Consider the following 19,588-nt stretch of genomic DNA (forward strand, 5'->3'; position numbering starts at 1 on the left):
GCCTCTCATCCTGTTTAAATTTCTTTATTAAACAAGAGATTAAAATTCTGACAAACATTCTGCAGCAGCCTTCCCGCTTCCTTTGCCACACTTACTGTTTGTGAGGGTTTACGCAGAACGCTGTTCTGCCACGCCGCCCCCATCCAAACCGTTAAAGGAGCCCTGCCGTGAATTATCAATTTATCGTCGACCTGAACGATCTGCCCCAGCGACAGCCGGTTAAAAAAACGCTTGGCGAAGTGGATCTGCTACTGATCCGCGACGGTGATCGCGTCCGCGCTTACCAGGCGAAATGTCCGCACGCGGGCGCCCCGCTGGAGCAGGGAGCGATCTGTGGTGACCGGCTGGTCTGTCCGTGGCACAAAGCTGCCTTTCATCTGGCCGATGGTAAAATGTGTGAACCGCTGGCGCTGGCCGATCTCAAACAGTATCCGCTGCGAATCGAAGAGGGGCGGGTGCTGGTTAATCCAAAAGCGATGTCGCCTGCGGCGCCGATTGGCAGCGGCGCTGCCGCGCCGGTCTATGTGGTGCTCGGCGGCGGCGCAGCGGGCAGCGCGGCACTGTGGCGTCTGCGTCACGACGGCTTTAAAGGCCGGCTCATTCTGGTTGAGCGCGAAGCCGACGCGCCCTACGACCGCACTGCACTGACGAAATTTGTGCCCTCTGGCAAAATGGCGATCGACGAGGTACCCCAGCTGCTGAAAGCCGATGTGCTGGATCACGTTGAACGCATTCAGGCCCGGGTGAGTCAGCTTGATGCACAGCAGAAACGGCTGATCCTGGACAATGGCGCGACGCTGAACTTTGACAGGCTGCTGATCGCCAGCGGCGCCGCGCCGGTGCTGCCTGAGCTTCCGGGCCGCGATCTGGCGGGCGTCCATCTGCTGCGCAGTAAAGCGCAGACGGATGCGCTGCTGAAAGCGGTGGATGCTACCCACAAGATTGTGATCATTGGCAACAGTTTTATCGGCACCGAACTGGCGTCGGCGCTGCGTAATCGTGATATTGATGTCACCGTGGTTGCCCGTCAGGCACTGCCGTTTGCAAAACAGTTCGGCGATCAGATTGGCCGCTATTTTTATCAACTGCATGAGCAAAACGGCGTGAAGTGGGTGCAGGGCGAGATCGAAGCCCTGGAGGGTGAGCAGCAGGTCAGTGGCGTCCGGCTCAAAGGCGGCCGGCAGATCGCGGCCAGCGTGGTGCTGTTTGCCACCGGCGTCAAACCGGTCACTGACTTTATCCACGATCTGCCGCTGGCTGAGGATGGCAGCCTGCAGACGGATGAACAGTTGCGGGTCGCTGACGCAATCTGGGCAGCCGGAGACATCGCCACGTATCCATCAGCGCAGGGGCCACTGCGCATCGAGCACTATCGTGTAGCACATCAGCAGGGACAAACCGCCGCCTGGAATATGCTGGATCAGGGCATCGCATACGATCGCGTGCCGTTTTTCTGGACCGCCCAGTATGGCACCCGTTATGAGTATCTGGGTCATGCCAAAGAGTGGGATAATTTTCAGCTGCTCGGCTCGCTGGAGGATAAAAAGTTTGTGGCATTATATGGACAGCAGGGGAAACTGGCCGCGATCTGCTCGTGCGGCCTCTACACGCTGACGGCTGAACTGATTGAACGGATGCAGCAGCCAATGACGCTTGAGGAAGCGGCGGCGCTCTGCCAGCCACACCTCAGTTAAACCAGAGGCAGGGCGACGGTGCGAGCCGGATCGTCCTGCGTTATTTCTCTGCCTGTCAGTTGCGGCTCAGCGCCTCGGACTTCGCCATGCAGTGCTGCATCGCTTCAATGACCGCCGAACGCATCCCTTTCTGTTCCAGCACGTTGACCGCCTCAATGGTCGTACCGCCAGGCGAGCAGACCATATCCTTGAGTTCGGCAGGGTGCTTGCCGGTGGTCAGCACCATCTCGGCTGCGCCTTTCACCGCCTGCGCCGCAAACTGGTAGGCCTGGGCGCGTGGCATGCCGCCAGAAACGGCCGCATCCGCCATCGCTTCAATAAACATAAACACATAAGCCGGTGCAGAGCCGCTGACGCCGACGACGGCGTGAATCAGATATTCATCCACGACGGCCGCTTTGCCAAAGCACTCAAAGATCGCCACAATCTCGTCAGTTTCTGCCTGTTCGACCAGCACATTCGGCGTCACTGACGTCATGCCCTGGCTGACCAGCGAGGGAGTATTGGGCATCGCCCTGACAATTTTACGGTCATAACCCAGCACCGACGAAAGCGAGTCGAGCGTGACACCTGCCGCAATCGACACCACCATCGCCTCTTTTTTCAGGCTACCGGACAGCTCTTTCAGGACTTTCAGAATCACATTCGGCTTCACCGCGCCGAACAGAATATCCACTTCACGCGCCAGCGCATCTGCGCTCTCCGCCGCACGGATACCATACTGCTCCGCCAGCGCCTGATTCGTTTCAGCTTTGCGATCAAAAATCAAAATATCTGACGGGGTGACTTTTCCGCTTTTCACCAGTCCGCCGATGATGGCCTTCGCCATGTTTCCGCCGCCGATAAACCCGATTTTTTTTGTCAGCATCGCTATCTCCTTAAGACAGTCGTCATTTTGTTATCAGGCAGCTTACTTCAGCCAGCCTGAATAACAAGTCAGCGTCACGTCCGGGAAATGCAGCGCAAATAAAATTTGCCATTTACACTTAACCCGGCAAGATCTGAATCTTCTCTGACTGTAAGGAATTAAGATGTCTATCTGGGTCGATGCGGATGCCTGTCCGAATGTGATTAAAGAGGTGCTCTATCGTGCGGCGGACCGCACCGCGACCACGGTCACCTTTGTGGCGAATCAGTTCCTGCGCGTACCGCCATCGCCTTATCTGCGCACGTTGCAGGTGCCTGCCGGGTTTGATGTCGCGGACAACGAGATCGTCAGACGTGTGCAGCCTGGCGATCTGGTGATCACTGCGGATATTCCGCTGGCGGCGGAGGTCATCGGGAAGGGGGCGGCGGCGCTTAACCCGCGCGGCGAACGTTACTCACCGGCGACGATTCGTGAACGCCTGACCATGCGCGATTTTATGGATACCCTGCGGTCAAGCGGCGTGCAGACCGGCGGCCCCGCGACCATGAGTCCGCGTGACCGCCAGCAGTTTGCAAATGAGCTGGATAGCTGGCTCACCCAGCAGAAGCGGGGCAATTAAACGAAGCTGTCGTCGTCGTCGAAATCGCCGCCGCCAAAATCGTTGAGATCGCCGTTGCTGGCATAATCCGTGTCCCAGCCGCTGTTCTGATCCAGGAAGCTGCTGTCGTTGCCGCCGCTGAAACTATCGGCCTGATCATCGCCACCGTTAAAGGTGTTGAGGTTATCGTTGATTTCGGGCAGCGGCGGTTCGTTGATAATGTTGACGATCTCCTCTGGCTGCGAGTGGTGGAACATGCTGGTCAGCATATCCGCCATCACCACGCCGCCCGCGACGCCCACGGCCGTCTGCAGAGCGCCGCCCAGGAAGCCGGTGCCGCGCGGTGCGGCGGCCTGCGCAGGCGCATACTGCTGCTGAGCCGGTTGCTGCGGTGCACTGTTCCACGGCGACTGCTGCTGTTGCTGAGCAGGCTGCTGCTGGCGTGAACCGCTGCCAAACAGGCCCGACAGAAAGCCGCCGCTGCTCTGCGCAGGCTGTTGCTGTTGCTGCTGCTGCAGCTGAGTGACCTGGCTTTCCAGCGCGGATATTTTCTCATTCAGCTTTTTCAACGCCGCTTCCTGAATCAGGATCGCCTGCGCCATGTAGTAAGGCGCGCCAGGCTGGGTCTGAAGATGCTGGTTTATCAGTTGTTCCGCCGCGGCATCCCGCGCCACGGTCTGGCTTTCAGCCTGTTTCAGACGGCTGAACAGCCCTTCGATCAGTTGTTGTTCTTCGCGTTGCATGATGACTCTCCTGTGGCGATGGTTAACAGTATATGTGGGCGCGAGTAAGAAAAGTAAAATCGGGGCGGTAAGCAAATATTGCCAGTTTCATTTCACCCCGGTTTTGCGCCGTTTTTACCGCCCGTTTCGGGGGGTGATGCACAAAGTGTGCATGGGTTTCGCCTTGAAAAGATAGAGATTATCGCTGTTAAGGGGACGAAAATGCGTAAATCGTGCCTGATGGGTGGAGGCCATATTCATTTCCAGTTATCATGCGTCGCATTAATCAGCTCACCATGCAGCCGCATCGCGCGGTCAGGCGGAGGAACGGCCCTGATGTCACTACCCATCTTTTTGATTGGCGCTCGCGGTTGCGGCAAAACCACGGTCGGCCACGCGTTGTCGCAGGCGCTGGGCTATGCCTTCACGGATACCGATCACCATCTGCAACTCAGCACGCAGCGCAGCGTGGCGGAGATTGTGGCGGAGGAAGGCTGGGAAGGGTTTCGCGCCCGTGAAACGCAGTCGCTGCAGGCCGTCACCGCACCGCGCACCGTCATCGCCACCGGTGGCGGGATGGTGCTGGCTGAAGAGAACTGCCGCTTTATGCAGGAGCAGGGGCAGGTTATCTGGCTCAGCGCATCGCCGGAGATCCTGGCTGAGCGGCTGGAGAGCGAGCCTGAAGCGGCTCAGCGTCCGACCCTGACCGGGCGGCCCATCGCAGATGAGATGAGTGATGTGCTGCGTGAACGCGCGCATCTCTATCAGGCCGCGGCGCATCATCAGGTGGATGCCATGCAGTCACCTGAACGCGTGGTGGAGGCGATTCTGCTTTCGCTCTCTATGGCACGTGCCAGCTGACCTCAGATTATTCCCGCTTCCGTCCCGCTTCAGACACCATTGTCTATACTGATCCTATGGCAGGCAGCAGCCTGTCCTGTGGAATGTTATTCAGACAAGAGGGACACAGTATGCCGACAAGACCACCCTATCCGCGTGAAGCGAAAATCGTGCCTGTTGAGAAGGGCCCTGAAGGAAAGAAAGTCACGTTTTATGAACTGCGTGCCGATCACCCCAAACCCAATTCGTTAATCAGTGAGCATGAGACGGAAGAAGAAGCGCGTGATGCCAAAGAGCGCTATGAAGACGTCGAAAAAGAGTAAATGCTGATGCTGGCAGGGACGCCGGCCTGTTATCCCGCCGCGACTCGCTCGCCGGGGCAGATCTGACCGCTGCCTGACCTCGCTTTTCATTCATCTCTCTGCTTATTCCATTCTGTTCCTTCACGCCACGCTCCGCTCAGAATTGCTATTAGCTCACCGCGCATCCCGGCGCAACAGATCACAAACGGCCATGATTTCGCGTGACAGATCAGCGGGTTCCCTTCTACACTGCCAGACACACAACATGTGCTCTGGAGAACGGTTATGCTCAACGTAAGTGAGTATTTTGACGGAAAAGTTAAGTCTATCGGTTTTGATAGTGCGAGCACGGGCCGTGCCAGCGTGGGCGTGATGGCGGAAGGTGAATACACCTTCGGAACCGGCCAGCCGGAAGAGATGACCGTGGTCAGCGGGTCGCTTAAGGTGCTGCTGCCTGGCGAAACGGAGTGGAAATGGTTTGAAGCGGGGTCAGTGTTTAACGTGCCCGGCCACAGCGAATTTCATCTGCAGGTTGGTGAACCCAGTGCCTATCTCTGCCGTTACCTGAAAAATTAAAAATAGGGCCGCTCAGCGGCCCTTTTAGTTGGCGGTAAACTGATTCAGGCCGCCATGAATCAGCATCGCGTACAGATAACCCGGCCAGAAGAGAGAAGCGATTCGCCGCCCGAAAACGACGCTGCGTGTTGAAACAGCGCAACGTCAGACCCGTTCACGGTCGCACCTCAGAGATGAGGGGCGTCATTGCACAGATCAGGCTGTCCTGAAGGGGATGTTATCGTCTTGCCGGACTTACCCGATTTTCTATGCGGGCAGGCTCGCAGGGCCAGTGCAGGCACACAGCCCGCACTGAACAGGGATTAACGCTGGGCTTCGCCGCCCAGTGCTTCCACCAGATTGCTGGTCAGAGCCGCCAGTTCGCTGGTCATCAGAATAAAGTCCGCATCAAAGCGCTGCGCAAAATCTTCGCGGTCGATATCGTCGTTCTGGTCGCGCAGCGTATCGCTGAACTTCAGGCGCTTCACCGAACCATCGTCGGCCAGCACGAACTGAATACGCTCCTGCCAGTCGAGGGCCAGTTTGGTCACGACTTTGCCCGCTTCAATGTGGTTGGCGATCTCATCGCACACCAGATCCTGTTTCTTACAGCGGATTACGCCGCCATCTTCCAGCAGGGCTTTCAGCTCCGCTTCATCCATCAGCGCAAAACCGGCGGGCAGATCGCCCGAGCGTACCCATTCGGTCAGGGTCAGCTCAATCGGATTTTCCAGCGTCAGGGGCACAACCGGCAGGGAACCCAGGCTTTTACGCAGCAGCGCCAGCGTATCTTCCGCTTTTTTCGCGCTGGCACAGTCCACCATAATCAGGTTATTAACGGTGTCAATCCACATAAAGGTCTGGCTGAAGCGGCTGAAGGCGCGCGGCAGCAGGCTGTGCAGCACTTCATCTTTCAGCGAATCTTTTTCAGTCTTCTTCAGCTTACGGCTCTGCTCCGCTTCCAGCTTGTCGATTTTCGCTTCCAGCGCCTGTTTCACCACCGGCGAGGGCAGGATTTTCTCTTCTTTGCGGGCGCAGATAACGATCTGACCCTTGTTTTCATGGGTCAGGGCGTCGCTGCGGTTGCCCATCGGCGGGACCCAGCCCATCTTGCTCATATCCTGACTGCCACAGGGTGAAAACGTGAAAGCGTCGAGCTGTTTTTCCATCTCATCTGCGGACAACGGAATGTCACGATTCAGACGATAAACCATCATATTTTTAAACCACAACATCGGGATTCCTTACCGTAGCGCGATCGGGCGCACAAGTCTGCGAGAGTCAGCGCGCATGATAACGAAACATGGGCGTGGTTTCATTGCCTTTCCGGCAGACCCCTTTTACTGTATTTCTCACCTGACTCATCAACGAGGAATTCACCTTGCGTATAGGCATCGATCTCGGCGGCACCAAGACAGAAGTCATCGCGTTGTCGGATAAGGGAGAAGAGCAGTTCCGACACCGGGTGAATACCCCGCGTGATGATTATCAGGCAACCGTTCAGACGATTGTCGATCTGGTTATCCTGGCCGAGCAGAAAACCGGCAAAACCGGCACGGTCGGCATCGGGATCCCTGGCTCGCTCTCGCCCTACACAAAACGGGTAAAAAATGCCAACTCGACCTGGCTGAACGGTCAGCCGCTGGATAAGGATCTGGCCCGGATGCTGAACCGGGAGGTGCGCATCGCCAACGACGCCAACTGCCTGGCGGTATCGGAAGCCGTCGACGGGGCCGGGGCTGGCAGATCGGTGGTGTTCGCCGTGATCATCGGCACCGGATCGGGCGCAGGCGTCGCGATCAACGGGGAGTCACGTATCGGGGGCAACGGCAACGCCGGTGAATGGGGCCACAATCCGCTGCCGTGGATGGATGAGGATGAACTGCGCTATCGTCAGGAGGTGCCCTGTTACTGCGGTCAGCAGGGCTGCATAGAAACCTTCGTGTCCGGCACCGGCTTTGGCGTCGACTACCAGCGGCTGAGCGGGGTTCAGCGTAAAGGGGCGGAGATCGTTGCGCTGCTGGCGCAGCAGGATCCGATCGCCGAGCTGGCGATGAGCCGTTATGAGATCCGGCTGGCGAAATCGCTGGCGCATGTGGTGAACCTGATCGATCCCGATATCATCGTGCTGGGTGGTGGCATGAGCAATGTGGATCGTCTCTACCAGACTGTGCCGCTGTTGATGAAAAAGTGGGTTTTTGGCGGCGAGTGTGAAACGCCGGTTTGTAAGGCGCAGCATGGCGACTCCAGTGGCGTGCGCGGTGCGGCATGGCTCTGGCCGCTGAACAGCTGATACCCGGCTTGCTGCAGAGGATCCAGCGCCTGGCTCCAGGCGCTGGATCGTTTATCTCTGTTGCGCTACCCTGGCGTGGCTATTCGCCCACCAGCATACTGTCCTGCGGGGCCCGATCGCGCTGCGTTTTGGTCGCCAGAAAGTAGAGCCAGCCCGCCAGCATAATGGCGACAAATAGCGCGCCAATCACCGGATTAAACCACAGCATCGCCAGCAGGCAGAGCACCGACAACAGCAGGGCGATGCCCGGCACCACCGGATAGCCGGGGGCGCGAAAACTGCGGACCATCTCTGGTGCACTGCGGCGCAGTTTAAACAGGCTCAGCATACTCATGATATACATCACAATGGCGCCAAATACTGCCAGGGTAATCATCGCCGCCGTCAGCGTCATTCCCTGCAGATTAATCACGCCGTCACTGTAGATCGCCGCAATACCTACCACGCCGCCGAGAATAATAGCCCGGTGTGGCGTGCGGAAACGCGACAGTTTTGCCAGCGAAGGGGGCAGATAGCCCGCGCGTGCCAGGGCGAAAAACTGCCGTGAGTAGCCGAGGATGATGCCGTGGAAGCTGGCAATCAGGCCAAACAGGCCGATCCAGACCAGTGTATGCATCCAGGCCGAATGTTCGCCGACAATCATTTTCATCGCCTGCGGCAGCGGATCGTTGATATCGGAGAGTCTGCGCCAGTCACCTGCGCCGCCCGCCAGCAGCATGACGCCAATCGCCAGCACCACCAGCGTCAGAATGCCGCTGATCCAGGCGCGTGGGATGGTCCGCTTCGGATCTTTCGCCTCTTCAGCCGCCATTGCCGCGCCTTCAATGGCGAGGAAAAACCAGATGGCAAAGGGAATCGCAGCAAAGATGCCGGAGAAAGCGGGCAGACCGAAACTGTCGCTGCCTGCCCAGCCATGTGCGGTGAAGTTGGCCAGGCTGAAGCCGGGTGAGACGACGCCCATGAACACCAGCAGCTCCAGCACCGCCAGCACGGTCACCACCAGCTCAAACATCGCGGCCAGCTTCACGCCGAGAATATTCAGCGTCATAAACAGCAGATAGGCGCCCACCGCTGCGGTTTTTGGGTTGAGCGCGGGGTACTGCACGTTGAGATAGGCGCCGATAGCCATGGCAATTGCAGGGGGCGCAAAAACAAACTCAATCAGCGTCGCCAGACCGGCGATCAGCCCGCCAGTTTCGCCAAAGGCGCGGCGACTGTAGGCAAAAGGGCCGCCCGCATGGGGAATCGCGGTAGTCAGTTCGGTGAAGCTGAAAATAAAGCAAATATAGAGTGTGGCGATCAGCAGGGTGGTCACCAGAAATCCCAGCGTGCCTGCAACGGCCCAGCCATAGCTCCAGCCAAAGTATTCGCCTGAGATCACCAGGCCAACTGCAATTCCCCACAGATGCAGCGTGCCCAGCGTGGGCTTGAGTCTGTCTGTCATACCGTTATCCCCGTTGTTGTCACTCTTACATGGCGCTACACCGCCATGACGCTAAAGCAGTGATAATGCCGAAGCCCTGCGCGCCGCGACTTGACACGGGCGCAGTGATTTCTGTCCTGCGCGGTCAACTCAGCGGCGGCAACCGGGCCGGCTGCACGCTGCGGTCAACTTTGTCTCTTCTGCAGTCAAGCAGTGATACGTCCGGCGACGCATGCTGAGAAAACGCAAGTGACCAGGAGCCGGAATGATGAGCGCTAAACAATATGACAATCTGACAGATTCCCAACTTACCCTGATGGCACAACAGGCGCTGGCCTGCTATCCCGCTGCGCTGCAGGGCACGCTCAGCCTGCTGTGTCGTTCAGAGAATGCCACTTTTCTGCTGCGGGCCGCTGGCCGGCGTTATGCACTGAGGCTGCACCGCGGCGATTATCATCAGAAAGCGGATATCGTCAGCGAACTGCTGTGGCTCGATGCGCTACGCGAAACCGGCATCATGGTGCCGGAAGCGGTGCCGGACAACACGGGCGAAAAGGTCCTGACGCTACGGCTGCCGGAGGGCGGCGAGCGGTACGTCGTGCTGTTTCACTGGATTGAGGGGGAGATGCCCACCACCGACGTCGATCCCCGCGCGTTTCAGCAGCTCGGGCAGATTACCGCACGGCTGCATCAGCACAGTAAACAGTGGCAGCCGCCTGCGGGTTTCTGCCGCATTATCTGGGATCACGACACCATGACCAGCGCCCGCAGCCACTGGGGACGCTGGCAGGATGCGCCCCATCTCAATCCCGCCGATCACGGCGTGGTAGAAGAGGCCATCGCGCAGGTGGGATCGGCGCTGGCACAGTTTGGCAAAGGATCGGATCGCTACGGTTTGATCCACGCCGATCTTCGGCTGACCAATTTGCTGCTGCACAAAGGAGAGACGCGGGTGATCGACTTTGACGACTGCGGGCTGGGCTGGTATCTGCACGATCTGGCGGCCGCGATCAGTTTTGTTGAGCACCATCCGCGCGCGCCAGAGTGGATCGGGCACTGGATCCGCGGTTATGAGCAGGTGGCGCATATCAGCGATGCGGAGATGGCGCTGCTGCCGGCGCTGCTGATCCAGCGCCGTATCCAGCTCACCGCCTGGGTAGGATCGCATGCGGAAACGGAGATGGCGCGCAGCCTCGGGCCTGAGTGGGCCAGCCACTCGGTGCGCCTCTGCCGCCGTTATCTGGATGGCCGCACGCTGCCGGTCGGCGACTGATGCACCAGCGGTGGGCATGACTGCGCCGCTGCAGTGCCGGTTATCAGGCTTCTGCGCTCACCGGCCCGCCCGCAGGCCGCGTTCAGGGCCGAGGGGACCTGGTATGGAACTTGCTCAAAGATCAGTGAGGGTGATCCACCTGAATCTGACAGAGGCGACCATGAATCCGACACTGATAAAACCCGATGCGTTTGCTGCCTGCTCTGCCGCGACAGGGGCAGGCAATCACGGTGTGCTGGCTGCGGCGGCGACCGGATTAAGCGAGTTTATTCATACGCAGGGTGGCGATGCCGATCGCATCTTCGGCATCAGCGGCATCGATCCGGAACGGCTGGCCAGCCCGACGCTGAGCCTGGGGCTGGTGAACTACTGTCGGGTGCTGGAAGAGGCGGCGCGTCACTCCGGATCTGATAACTTCGGTTTGCACTACGGCAGGCAGTTTAAACCGCAGTCATTAGGCCTGATTGGCTACATCGGTCTCTGTTCGGACACGCTGGAACAGGCGCTGCAAAACGTGGTGGCCGCGTTTCCCTGGCATCAGCATGACACGCTGACCCGGCTGGTGGATAAGGGCGAGTGCTGGCGGCTCGACTATCAGGTGCGGCACGGCGCGATCCTCTCCCGCCGTCAGGATGCAGAGCTGACGCTGGGCATGTTTATGAACCTGATCCGCCACGTCGCGGGCCGCCATTGGGCCCCGCGTGAGGTACATTTTGAGCATCCGCGCCCCGGCCAGTGGCACGATCACGGCAAAGTGTTTGATGCGCCGGTCTGGTTCGATCAGCCGTTTAACTCACTGGTGATCCCAAAGCGCGATCTGCGGCGCGCCATGCCGGAAAGCGATCCGATTCTGTTGATGGTGATGCAGGATGCGATCCGGCGACTCAACCGTGGCACGCCGCAGCAGAGCATGATCGAGCAGGCGCGATCGCAGGTTAACTTATCGCTGATGCAGGGCGAGCCGGTGCTGGAGGAGGTGGCCGATAAACTCGGCCTGTCGAGCTGGTCACTCCAGCGGCGACTGCGTGAGGAGGGCAGCAGCTTCAGCGCGCTGGTGGACCAGGTGCGCTGCGAAATGGCCACGCACTATCTGCAGCAGAAACAGTTGCCCATCTCGGAGATGGCCCTGCTGCTGGGCTATTCCGAAGTCAGCGCCTTTTCCCGCGCCTTTCGCCGCTGGTTTGGCATCAGTCCGCGTCAGTGGCGGCAGGAGGGATTGGCCAGCTAACCCTAAGGCGCAAAGCCGAACCACGCCGGCTGATCCGGCTGCGGTGGGGGCGGCAGATCGCGGCTCTGTGCCACCAGCTGCCAGGCGCGCAGGCAAAGCGCCTCGTTGCCTTCGGTTTGCGTCACCGCATAACGTCCACTCTGCTGCCACTCCATCCGGACCAGACATTGCTGGCCCGCATAGCGCGCCGCATCGCTGAACTGCCGGTTCAGGATCGGCTGCATCTGATGAGTCCAGTGACAGGATTTGCTGTCAGGGTTCTGAGCGATATCGCAGAGATTTGCCACGCTATTCTTTTGTGTGACAGCGCCTTGCTGACAGGCGCTGAGGGTCACGGCAATCATCACCCCAGGCAACATTCTGCTCATTACATTCATTAACGTCATTCAAATAGCCCAATTCCCTTAAAGATCCGGCGGTCTGCTGCGGACAGTCTACAGACCGGCCTGATGAATGCTATGGCATTCCTCCGACTGTCGGCAAAACCGGAATTTACCGCCCCGCAGCGGATGAGGTTTTATTTAATTCATGGATTAGAAATCCAGAAAAAAATATGCCTGTGCTGCACTCTCACTGTTAACCGCGTCGCTGGTCAGCGGCTGTGCCACCAAATCTTCGCAGACTATCCAGGCACCACAACCCGATTAAGGCAACGCCCAGGCGGTCAGCGCGACCACGGGTGCGCCCGCGCCTGTTACCCCTGTGGCAGCTCCAGCTGGCTGTAACCCAGTCCGTTCATTTTGCGGACTTTAATCTGCACCGGAATACGCTCTTTCATCGCCTCGACGTGGCTGATCACCCCGATCGTTTTGCCGCTGGCGTTGAGCGCATCCAGCGCATCCAGTGCGGTGTCCAGTGTGCGGGCATCCAGTGTGCCAAACCCCTCATCAAGAAACAGCGATTCAATGCGTGTTTTATGGCTGACCAGATCGGACAGCGCCAGCGCCAGCGCCAGGCTGACCAGGAAACTTTCGCCACCCGACAGGGTGCGGGTATCGCGCGCCGCATCCGCCTGCCAGGTATCAACCACATCCAGCTCCAGCTGATCCTGGGCCCGGCGCTGCAGCAGATAGCGACCATGCAGCCGGTCAAGCTGGCGGTTCGCCAGCGCCACCAGGTGATCCAGCGTTAATCCCTGAGCGAAACGCCGGAACTTATCACCGCTGGCGGAGCCAATCAGGTCGTTGAGCAGGCTCCACTGCGCCAGCGCCGCGCCTTCCTGTTCAATCTGCACCATCAGGCTCTGCTGTCGGGCACGAAGGCTGGCATCGCTCTCCAGCTGCTGCTGAATCTGGCCCTGCTGACTGGCGTTGTCGCGCAGGGCCAGCCGTAACTGCTCCAGCTGCTCTGCCAGCGCCGCAGCCGATTCCGGCATCGCGGCGGGTCTGGCCTCCTGATGGGTGGCCAGCCGCTGATCCAGATCCGCCAGACGGGCCTGCTGCTGCTGATAGTGCTGGTCAAGCTGCTGCAGCTGCTGGCGCAGTTGCCGGACCGTCTGCTCATCCAGCAGTGCCGCGCGCAGTTGCCCTTCATCCGCGAAGCCGGCGTGCCCGAGGGCCTGATGCAGGGCAGTGTCCGCCTCCGCTCGCTGTTGACTGAGACGCTGACGCTGCGTTTCCAGTGCCGAGCACTCACCCTGCAGGCGACTGACCTCCGCCTGGGCCTGCTGCAGGGCGGTCAGCTGCTGCGCCAGCTGCTCATCGCACTGCTGAACCTGCGCCTGCAGCTGCTGACGCGCATGCGCGACATCGCGATCGCCAAACAGCGCCTGACGTTGCTGCCGCATCTCACTGAGCTGCGTCTGACTCTGCTGCTGCTGTTGCAGACGGGCCGCGAGCTGCTGCTGTTCCTGCTCCGCCTGCTGCTGCAGGGCGGCGAGCTGAGTTTCCCCTTTAAGCAGTTGCGGCTGGAGGTTAGCGAGCAGTTGCTCACTTTCCTGCCATCGCTGCCAGCGACGCTGCTGCGTCGCCAGCCACGTTTCACGATCGGCGGCGGCGGGCAGAGCCAGATCGTGGGCGCTGAACTGCTGTGCCAGGCGGCTCTGCAGCGCCTGCCACGCCTCCTGCTCCTGCTGCTGGCGCTGTTGCAGCGCCTCCAGCGACTGCTGCAGGCTGGCCAGCGACTGCTGCGCGAGCTGTTCAGCCTGCTGATGCTGCTGCCAGGCCTGCGCCTGCTGAAGATAGTGATCTTTCGCGGCCTGACGTGCCTGTTCGGCGGCCTCCTGCGCCTGGCGCTGCTGCTCAAGCTGGCTTTCCCGTTCGCTTTGCTGCTGCTGCCACGCGGCCAGCGCCTCGCCATCAGCAACCGGGAAGGTGAGTGCCAGCTCACGGCTCAGCGCCTGCCATTGCTGCTCAAGCCGATCGAGCTGTTGCTGCGTCTGTGCGATCTCCTCGCGCAGGGTCTGCTGCTGCAGCGCGGACTGCTTTAGCTGCTCCCCTCTGGCCGTGCCCGCTTCGCGCAGGGCTTCGGTCTGCTGCTGCAGCGCGGCCCAACGCTGCTGGTTAGCACTTACTTCCAGCGAACGGTAGGCCTCGACAGCGGGATGCGTACAGGAGCCGCAGAGCGGACAGGGCTGATCGGCCGTGAGGCGGGCGCGGTAATCGCTGAGATCGGCGATCTGCTGCTCCAGCGCACAGATTTTTTCAACATCATCCAGCTGCTGCTTTTCGCGTTTCCACGTCTCGCGCAGGGCCTGCAACTCCGCCTCGCTCTGCTGATGCGCTTTTTCCAGTGCGCTCAGGCGCTGCTGGCGCTGGCCGAGCTGCTGGTGCAGTGGCTGCCACTGCGTGGCGAGCAGCAGCAGTTGCTGACGCGCCGGGCGGTTGTGCTGCAGCTGGTTCAGCGCCTCGCGCAGCGCCGCGGGTGGATGCTGCTCCTGAAGCGAAGTCAGTACTTGCTCTGCTTGCGTCAGCGCCGCACGAGCCTGTTGCTCCGCCTGCTGACGCGGCAGCGCCTGCTCTGCCTGCTGCTGTTGCTGCGCCTGCTGCGCGGCGATCTGCTGTTGCTGCTGTTCAGCCTGCTGTGCCAGGCTCGCCAGCGTCGCCTCACGCTGAGCCAGCAGCGCGAAGTTCTCCTGCCAGACGGGCAGGGAGGCGCCCCACTGCGCCAGGTCGGCCAGCTGCAGCCGTAACTGATGCTGTTCAGCCAGCGCCTGCTGCCAGTCGGCGACCTGACGCGTCTGCGCCGCCAGAGTCAGCTGCGTCTGATTCAGATGCTGCTGCTGGCGGCTGTTCTCCTGCTGCTGTTCTGAGAGCTGCTGCTGGCGTGTCGCGATCTGCTGATCCAGCGGCAGCACCTGATCGGTCAGCAGACTTTCCTGCTGCTGCTGTTCCTGCAGCGCCTGCTGGCGCGCAGTCTGGATGGCGGCGTAGTGCTGCTGATGCTGCTGCTGCCGTTGCTGCGCCTGCTCTGCGGCCGCCGTGAGCTGCTGACAGCGGCTCTCCGCCTGCTGCTGGTCGCTGTGCAGCGTGTCGCGCTGCTGCAGGATGCCGCGCAGTTTTTCTGCCGGTTCGCTGCGGGCCAGCCGCTGACGGTCACTCTCTGCCGCCTCTGAGGCCGCCTGCGCCTGCTGAACCGCGGCCTGCGCCTGCTCACGTTCCTGCTGAAGCTGCTGCGTCTGCTGCAGCCACTGCTGCTGCTGCTGCGCCTGCTGATAGTGTGTGCTGAGCCGCTGTTCGGCGTCGGTCAGATCGGCAAGCTGCTGCTGTAGCGCCGTACGCGCCTCGTCATCCAGCAGTGCCATCGCGCCCGCCTGAGTGCGCAGCAGATCCAGCCGGGTCTTCGCCTCTTTGTGGCGCTCGTAGATTGCGGTGGAGATCAGGCCGTAAACCTCGGTGCCGGTCAGCTCCTCCAGCAGTTCGGCGCGTTCGCTGGCTTTCGCGTTGAGAAAGGCGGCGAACTGTCCCTGAGAGAGCATCATCGAACGGGTAAAGCGTTCGAAATCGAGTCCGGAAAGGGTTTCGATCAGCTTTAGCTTGTCACCGACTTTATCGGCAACAATCACGTTGTCGGCGCAGCGCGCCAGCTCCACGCGCGGTGCCTGCAGCTTGCCGTCGGCGGTGCCGCGTGCGCGATTCTGGCTCCAGAAAGCGCGCCAGGCTTCACCTTTAATCTCAAACTCCACTTCGGCCAGGCATTCCGCGCAGTCGCGGGTCATCAGCGCATTCTGGCTCTGGGATATCGCCCCCAGGCGTGGCGTCTGGTGATAGAGCGCCAGGCAGATGGCGTCCAGCAGGGTGGTTTTACCGGCGCCGGTAGCACCGGTAATGGCGAACAGACCGTTGCTGGCAAAGGGTTCGGCACGAAAGTCGATGAACCATTCACCGCGCAGGGCATTGAGGTTTTTAAACCGGAGCGTGAGGATTTTCATTGCGTCTCTTCCATGGCGGCCAGCGTCTGGCGGAACAGGGTGGTCATCTCGTCGATCTGCGTCTCATCCAGCGCCTCATCCAGCGCCAGGCGGCGGGCGAAGACCTCCTCTACCTTCAGCTCATTCAGGGTTTCATTGTCGAGCCGCGCCAGGCTCTGCTGCCGCTGTTCACGACTGCGGCGCAGCAGCAGAACCTCCACCGGCAGCGCGGCGGTCAGGCTCTCGACCTGCCGCTGCAGGTCACTGAGGTACTCCTGGGTGGTGACTTCAATATCGAGCCAGGTGGGCTTCGCCTGCGGAACCGAACTGAAGGCGTTGAGCTGGTCGGCAATCTGCGCCAGCGATCCTTTCAGCATCTGCATCGGCTGCGTCTGTGGCACCACCAGCGGCGTGACAGCGTGCAGGCCGCTGGCCGTCAGCTCCAGCAGAAAGACGCTTTTTTCACTGCCCAGCTCATCAAAACTCAGCGGAATCGGCGAGCCGCTGTAGCGAATATGTTCGCTGCCTGCGACGCGCTGGGCGCGATGGATATGGCCCAGCGCGATATAGTCAGCCGCCGGGAAGGCGCTGGCGGGGAAGGCGTCCAGCGTACCGATATAGATGTCGCGCACCGAATCACTCTGGCTGACGCCGACGGTGGTGAGATGGCCGGTCGCGATGATCGGCAGCGCATGGCCCAGCGCCTGAGCGGCCGCGAAACGCTGCTGATAGTGATCGGCGATTGCCTCCAGCAGCGAGGTCTGCTTGTCCCGGCCCGACTGGCCCGCCCGGCTGCGCAGGATATCGCGCGGACGCAGATAGGGAATGGCGCACAGCAGCGCGCCCGGTTCGCCCTGGCGGGTCGTGAGCAGCAGCACGTCGTCGTTCTCCTGCGGCGTGGCGATCACCCGGGTATTCAGGCAGGCGAGCAGTTCACGCGACTCATTCAGCGTCGCGACAGAATCGTGGTTGCCCGCCAGCACGACCAGCTGGCAGCCCGTGGGCTGCAGCGCCACCACGAAGCGGTTAAACATCTCGCGGGCATAGCTGGGCGGGGTTCCGGTGTCAAACAGATCGCCCGCAATAATCAGCGCATCCACCTGATGCTGTTCAATCTGAATCAGCAGCCAGTCGAGAAACGCCTGATGTTCCGCCGCCCGGCTTTTGTTGTAGAAGAACTGCCCCAGATGCCAGTCCGCAGTATGAATAATGCGCATGATAACTCCCTGCCGTTGTGATTCGCCCGGCGATTATACGGGCTCTGCGGCCAAAGCAAAAAAATGTCGTGGTCCTGTCATAAATGATTTTTCAGGAGGTTACAGGCAGGTTATGTTTTTCATAAAAGTGTCACAAATCTGACGCATAATGGCGCCGCGAATCTCAGTGACAGCCGTCATAATCTGCAGGAGTAATAATGGCTAAGCGCATTCTGGTTGTGGAGGATGAAGCCCCCATCCGCGAAATGTTGTGTTTTGTTCTGGAGCAGAACGACTATCAGCCGATTGAGGCGGAAGATTATGACAGCGCCGTGGGCAAGCTGATTGAACCCTGGCCCGACCTGATTTTACTGGACTGGATGTTACCCGGCGGCAGTGGTATTCAGTTTATCAAACACCTGAAACGTGAAGCGATGACGCGTGATATCCCGGTAATGATGCTCACCGCGCGCGGCGAAGAGGAAGATCGGGTACGCGGGCTGGAAGTCGGCGCCGATGATTACATCACCAAGCCTTTCTCACCGAAAGAGCTGATGGCGCGCATTAAAGCGGTGATGCGGCGTATTTCGCCCATGGCCGTGGAAGAGGTGATTGAAATACAGGGGCTGAGTCTGGATCCCTCCTCACATCGCGTGATGTCTGAAACCACGCCGCTGGAAATGGGCCCCACCGAATATAAGCTGCTGCACTTCTTTATGACCCACCCGGAACGGGTTTACAGCCGTGAACAGCTGCTCAACCATGTCTGGGGAACCAATGTCTATGTGGAAGATCGCACGGTCGATGTTCATATTCGCCGTTTACGTAAAGCGCTGGAACTCTCCGGCCACGATCGCATGGTACAAACCGTTCGTGGAACAGGGTATCGTTTCTCTGCCCGCTACTGAACGGAGCTGTTACCGTGCTGGAACGCCTCTCCTGGAAGAGATTACTCGCAGAACTGCTGCTGGCCTGCCTGCCAGGGCTGCTGCTGGGCTTGCTGTTAGGCGGTCTGCCCTGGTGGTTGCTGCTGAGCGTGCTGACGGTGCTGTTGTGGCATTTTCACAATCTGATGCGGCTGTCGCACTGGCTGTGGCTTGACCGTACCATGACGCCGCCCACCGGGCGTGCCAGCTGGGAGCCGCTGTTTTATGGCCTCTATCAGATGCAGCTGCGTAACCGGCGGCGGCGGCGTGAACTGGGTCATCTGATTAAGCGCTTCCGCAGCGGGGCCGAATCGTTGCCGGATGCGGTGATTCTGACCACCGAAGAGGGAACCATTTTCTGGTGTAATGGACTGGCGCAGCAGCATCTTGGCCTGCGCTGGCCGGAAGATAATGGCCAGAATATTCTCAACCTCCTGCGTTATCCGGAATTCTCCCGCTATCTCCGCCAGCGCGATTTTGACAAACCGCTGACGCTGGTGCTCAACAACAAACTGCACATGGAATTTCGCGTGATGCCTTACAGCGAAGGGCAGTGGCTGCTGGTGGCGCGCGACGTCACGCAGATGCATCAGCTGGAAGGGGCTCGGCGCAACTTCTTCGCCAACGTCAGCCATGAGCTGCGCACACCGCTCACGGTGCTGCAGGGCTATCTTGAAATGATGAATGACGCGGTGATGAGCGAGCCTTCGCGCAGTAAAGCGCTGCATACCATGTCGGAGCAGACGCGACGGATGGACAGTCTGGTTAAGCAGCTGCTGACGCTGTCGCGCATTGAGGCCGCGCCGGCCATCGATCTGAAAGAGAAGGTGGATGTGCCGGTGATGCTGAAACTGCTGCAGCATGAGGCGGCAACGCTGAGCGGCGGGCGGCACGAGATCCGTTTCCATACCGATCCTCATCTTAAGGTGTTTGGCAACGATGAGCAGCTGCGCAGCGCCATCTCCAACCTGGTTTACAACGCCGTCAATCACACGCCAGCGGGCACGCGAATTGATATCAGCTGGCTGCGCAGCAAGCAGGGGGCAACCCTGCGGGTGTGCGACAACGGGCCGGGTATCGCCCCCGAGCATATTCCGCGGCTGACCGAGCGTTTCTATCGCGTCGATAAAGCGCGCTCCCGGGCCACCGGCGGCAGCGGGCTGGGGCTGGCGATTGTGAAACATGCGCTGAGCCACCACAACGCGCGGCTCGACATCACCAGCGTACCGCACAGCGAAACCTGTTTTACTTTTACGCTGCCAGCAAGGTTGATTGTCAGCGGCGTGATGCAGGAGAATGCCGTTCATTAATCGCTGCCGGAT

17 protein-coding genes are annotated in these 19,588 nt (G+C 60.0%); 10 read left to right on the forward strand and 7 right to left on the reverse strand.

Features of this window, described 5'->3' with window-relative positions; all coding sequences use genetic code 11:
- The first annotated feature begins 167 nt into the window (after positions 1-167).
- A complete protein-coding gene (locus tag RT657_RS10350) occupies positions 168-1,694 on the forward strand; it encodes an FAD-dependent oxidoreductase (protein WP_313654312.1) in 1,527 nt (508 codons plus the stop codon).
- A 55-nt stretch (positions 1,695-1,749) separates the two neighbouring features.
- Here RT657_RS10350 and proC read toward each other — a convergent pair whose 3' ends face one another.
- A complete protein-coding gene (gene proC / locus RT657_RS10355; RefSeq protein WP_313654314.1) occupies positions 1,750-2,562 on the reverse strand; it encodes a pyrroline-5-carboxylate reductase in 813 nt (270 codons plus the stop codon).
- A 163-nt stretch (positions 2,563-2,725) separates the two neighbouring features.
- Between proC and RT657_RS10360 the strand changes: the two genes are divergently transcribed.
- Positions 2,726-3,181 carry a YaiI/YqxD family protein gene (locus RT657_RS10360; RefSeq protein WP_313654316.1) on the forward strand — a complete coding sequence of 152 codons (456 nt, stop codon included), beginning with the start codon at positions 2,726-2,728 and terminating at the stop codon, positions 3,179-3,181.
- On the opposite strand, the gene RT657_RS10365 is transcribed toward RT657_RS10360, so the two are convergent.
- Positions 3,178-3,903 carry a DUF2076 domain-containing protein gene (locus RT657_RS10365; RefSeq protein ID WP_313654317.1) on the reverse strand — a complete coding sequence of 242 codons (726 nt, stop codon included), beginning with the start codon at positions 3,901-3,903 and terminating at the stop codon, positions 3,178-3,180. The two genes, RT657_RS10360 and RT657_RS10365, sit on opposite strands and share 4 nt — an antisense overlap.
- A gap of 315 nt (positions 3,904-4,218) precedes the next feature.
- Between RT657_RS10365 and aroL the strand changes: the two genes are divergently transcribed.
- From aroL to ppnP, 3 genes are all read left to right on the forward strand, one after another.
- Complete coding sequence (aroL, locus tag RT657_RS10370) at positions 4,219-4,743, forward strand: shikimate kinase AroL (protein WP_313654318.1); 525 nt, start codon at positions 4,219-4,221, stop codon at positions 4,741-4,743.
- A 110-nt stretch (positions 4,744-4,853) separates the two neighbouring features.
- Positions 4,854-5,045 (forward strand): YaiA family protein, encoded by a 192-nt coding sequence (locus tag RT657_RS10375; protein ID WP_313654319.1) that lies wholly within the window; start codon positions 4,854-4,856, stop codon positions 5,043-5,045.
- Between the two features lie 264 nt (positions 5,046-5,309).
- Positions 5,310-5,600 (forward strand): pyrimidine/purine nucleoside phosphorylase, encoded by a 291-nt coding sequence (gene ppnP / locus RT657_RS10380; RefSeq protein ID WP_313654320.1) that lies wholly within the window; start codon positions 5,310-5,312, stop codon positions 5,598-5,600.
- Between the two features lie 302 nt (positions 5,601-5,902).
- On the opposite strand, the gene rdgC is transcribed toward ppnP, so the two are convergent.
- Positions 5,903-6,814: a recombination-associated protein RdgC gene (gene rdgC, locus RT657_RS10385; RefSeq protein ID WP_313654322.1), complete on the reverse strand. Its 912-nt coding sequence runs from the start codon at positions 6,812-6,814 to the stop codon at positions 5,903-5,905.
- Positions 6,815-6,960: 146 nt separating this feature from the next.
- Here rdgC and mak point away from each other — a divergent pair, with 146 nt between their 5' ends.
- A complete protein-coding gene (mak, locus tag RT657_RS10390) occupies positions 6,961-7,872 on the forward strand; it encodes a fructokinase (protein ID WP_313654324.1) in 912 nt (303 codons plus the stop codon).
- Between the two features lie 79 nt (positions 7,873-7,951).
- Here the strand turns inward: mak and eat are convergent, their stop codons facing one another.
- Positions 7,952-9,316: an ethanolamine permease gene (gene eat / locus RT657_RS10395; protein WP_313654326.1), complete on the reverse strand. Its 1,365-nt coding sequence runs from the start codon at positions 9,314-9,316 to the stop codon at positions 7,952-7,954.
- 247 nt (positions 9,317-9,563) lie between these two features.
- Here eat and RT657_RS10400 point away from each other — a divergent pair, with 247 nt between their 5' ends.
- Both RT657_RS10400 and RT657_RS10405 read left to right on the forward strand, forming a co-directional pair.
- A complete protein-coding gene (locus RT657_RS10400; RefSeq protein ID WP_313654645.1) occupies positions 9,564-10,568 on the forward strand; it encodes a phosphotransferase in 1,005 nt (334 codons plus the stop codon).
- 160 nt (positions 10,569-10,728) lie between these two features.
- A complete protein-coding gene (locus tag RT657_RS10405; protein ID WP_313654328.1) occupies positions 10,729-11,796 on the forward strand; it encodes an AraC family transcriptional regulator in 1,068 nt (355 codons plus the stop codon).
- 2 nt (positions 11,797-11,798) lie between these two features.
- Here RT657_RS10405 and RT657_RS10410 read toward each other — a convergent pair whose 3' ends face one another.
- The 3 genes from RT657_RS10410 to sbcD all read right to left on the reverse strand — a co-directional run bounded on the left by RT657_RS10410 (position 11,799) and on the right by sbcD (position 17,361).
- Positions 11,799-12,164 (reverse strand): cell envelope integrity TolA C-terminal domain-containing protein, encoded by a 366-nt coding sequence (locus RT657_RS10410; protein ID WP_313654329.1) that lies wholly within the window; start codon positions 12,162-12,164, stop codon positions 11,799-11,801.
- A 326-nt stretch (positions 12,165-12,490) separates the two neighbouring features.
- Positions 12,491-16,165, reverse strand: a complete 3,675-nt coding sequence (locus tag RT657_RS10415) for an AAA family ATPase (RefSeq protein WP_313654330.1) — start codon at positions 16,163-16,165, stop codon at positions 12,491-12,493.
- The gene (gene sbcD / locus RT657_RS10420) at positions 16,162-17,361 is read right to left on the reverse strand and encodes an exonuclease subunit SbcD (protein ID WP_313654332.1); all 1,200 of its coding nucleotides are present in this window, start codon (positions 17,359-17,361) and stop codon (positions 16,162-16,164) included. Before sbcD ends, RT657_RS10415 begins: the two co-directional genes overlap by 4 nt.
- 197 nt (positions 17,362-17,558) lie before the next feature.
- On the opposite strand from sbcD, the gene phoB reads away from it, so the two are divergent.
- Together phoB and phoR are read left to right on the forward strand one after the other, a co-directional pair.
- Positions 17,559-18,248 carry a phosphate response regulator transcription factor PhoB gene (phoB, locus tag RT657_RS10425; RefSeq protein WP_313654335.1) on the forward strand — a complete coding sequence of 230 codons (690 nt, stop codon included), beginning with the start codon at positions 17,559-17,561 and terminating at the stop codon, positions 18,246-18,248.
- 14 nt (positions 18,249-18,262) lie between these two features.
- Positions 18,263-19,576 carry a phosphate regulon sensor histidine kinase PhoR gene (gene phoR, locus RT657_RS10430; RefSeq protein WP_313654337.1) on the forward strand — a complete coding sequence of 438 codons (1,314 nt, stop codon included), beginning with the start codon at positions 18,263-18,265 and terminating at the stop codon, positions 19,574-19,576.
- Positions 19,577-19,588 lie beyond the last annotated feature (12 nt).

Origin of the sequence: Pantoea sp., from assembly GCF_032114055.1 — a bacterium.
GTDB lineage: Bacteria > Pseudomonadota > Gammaproteobacteria > Enterobacterales > Enterobacteriaceae > Pantoea.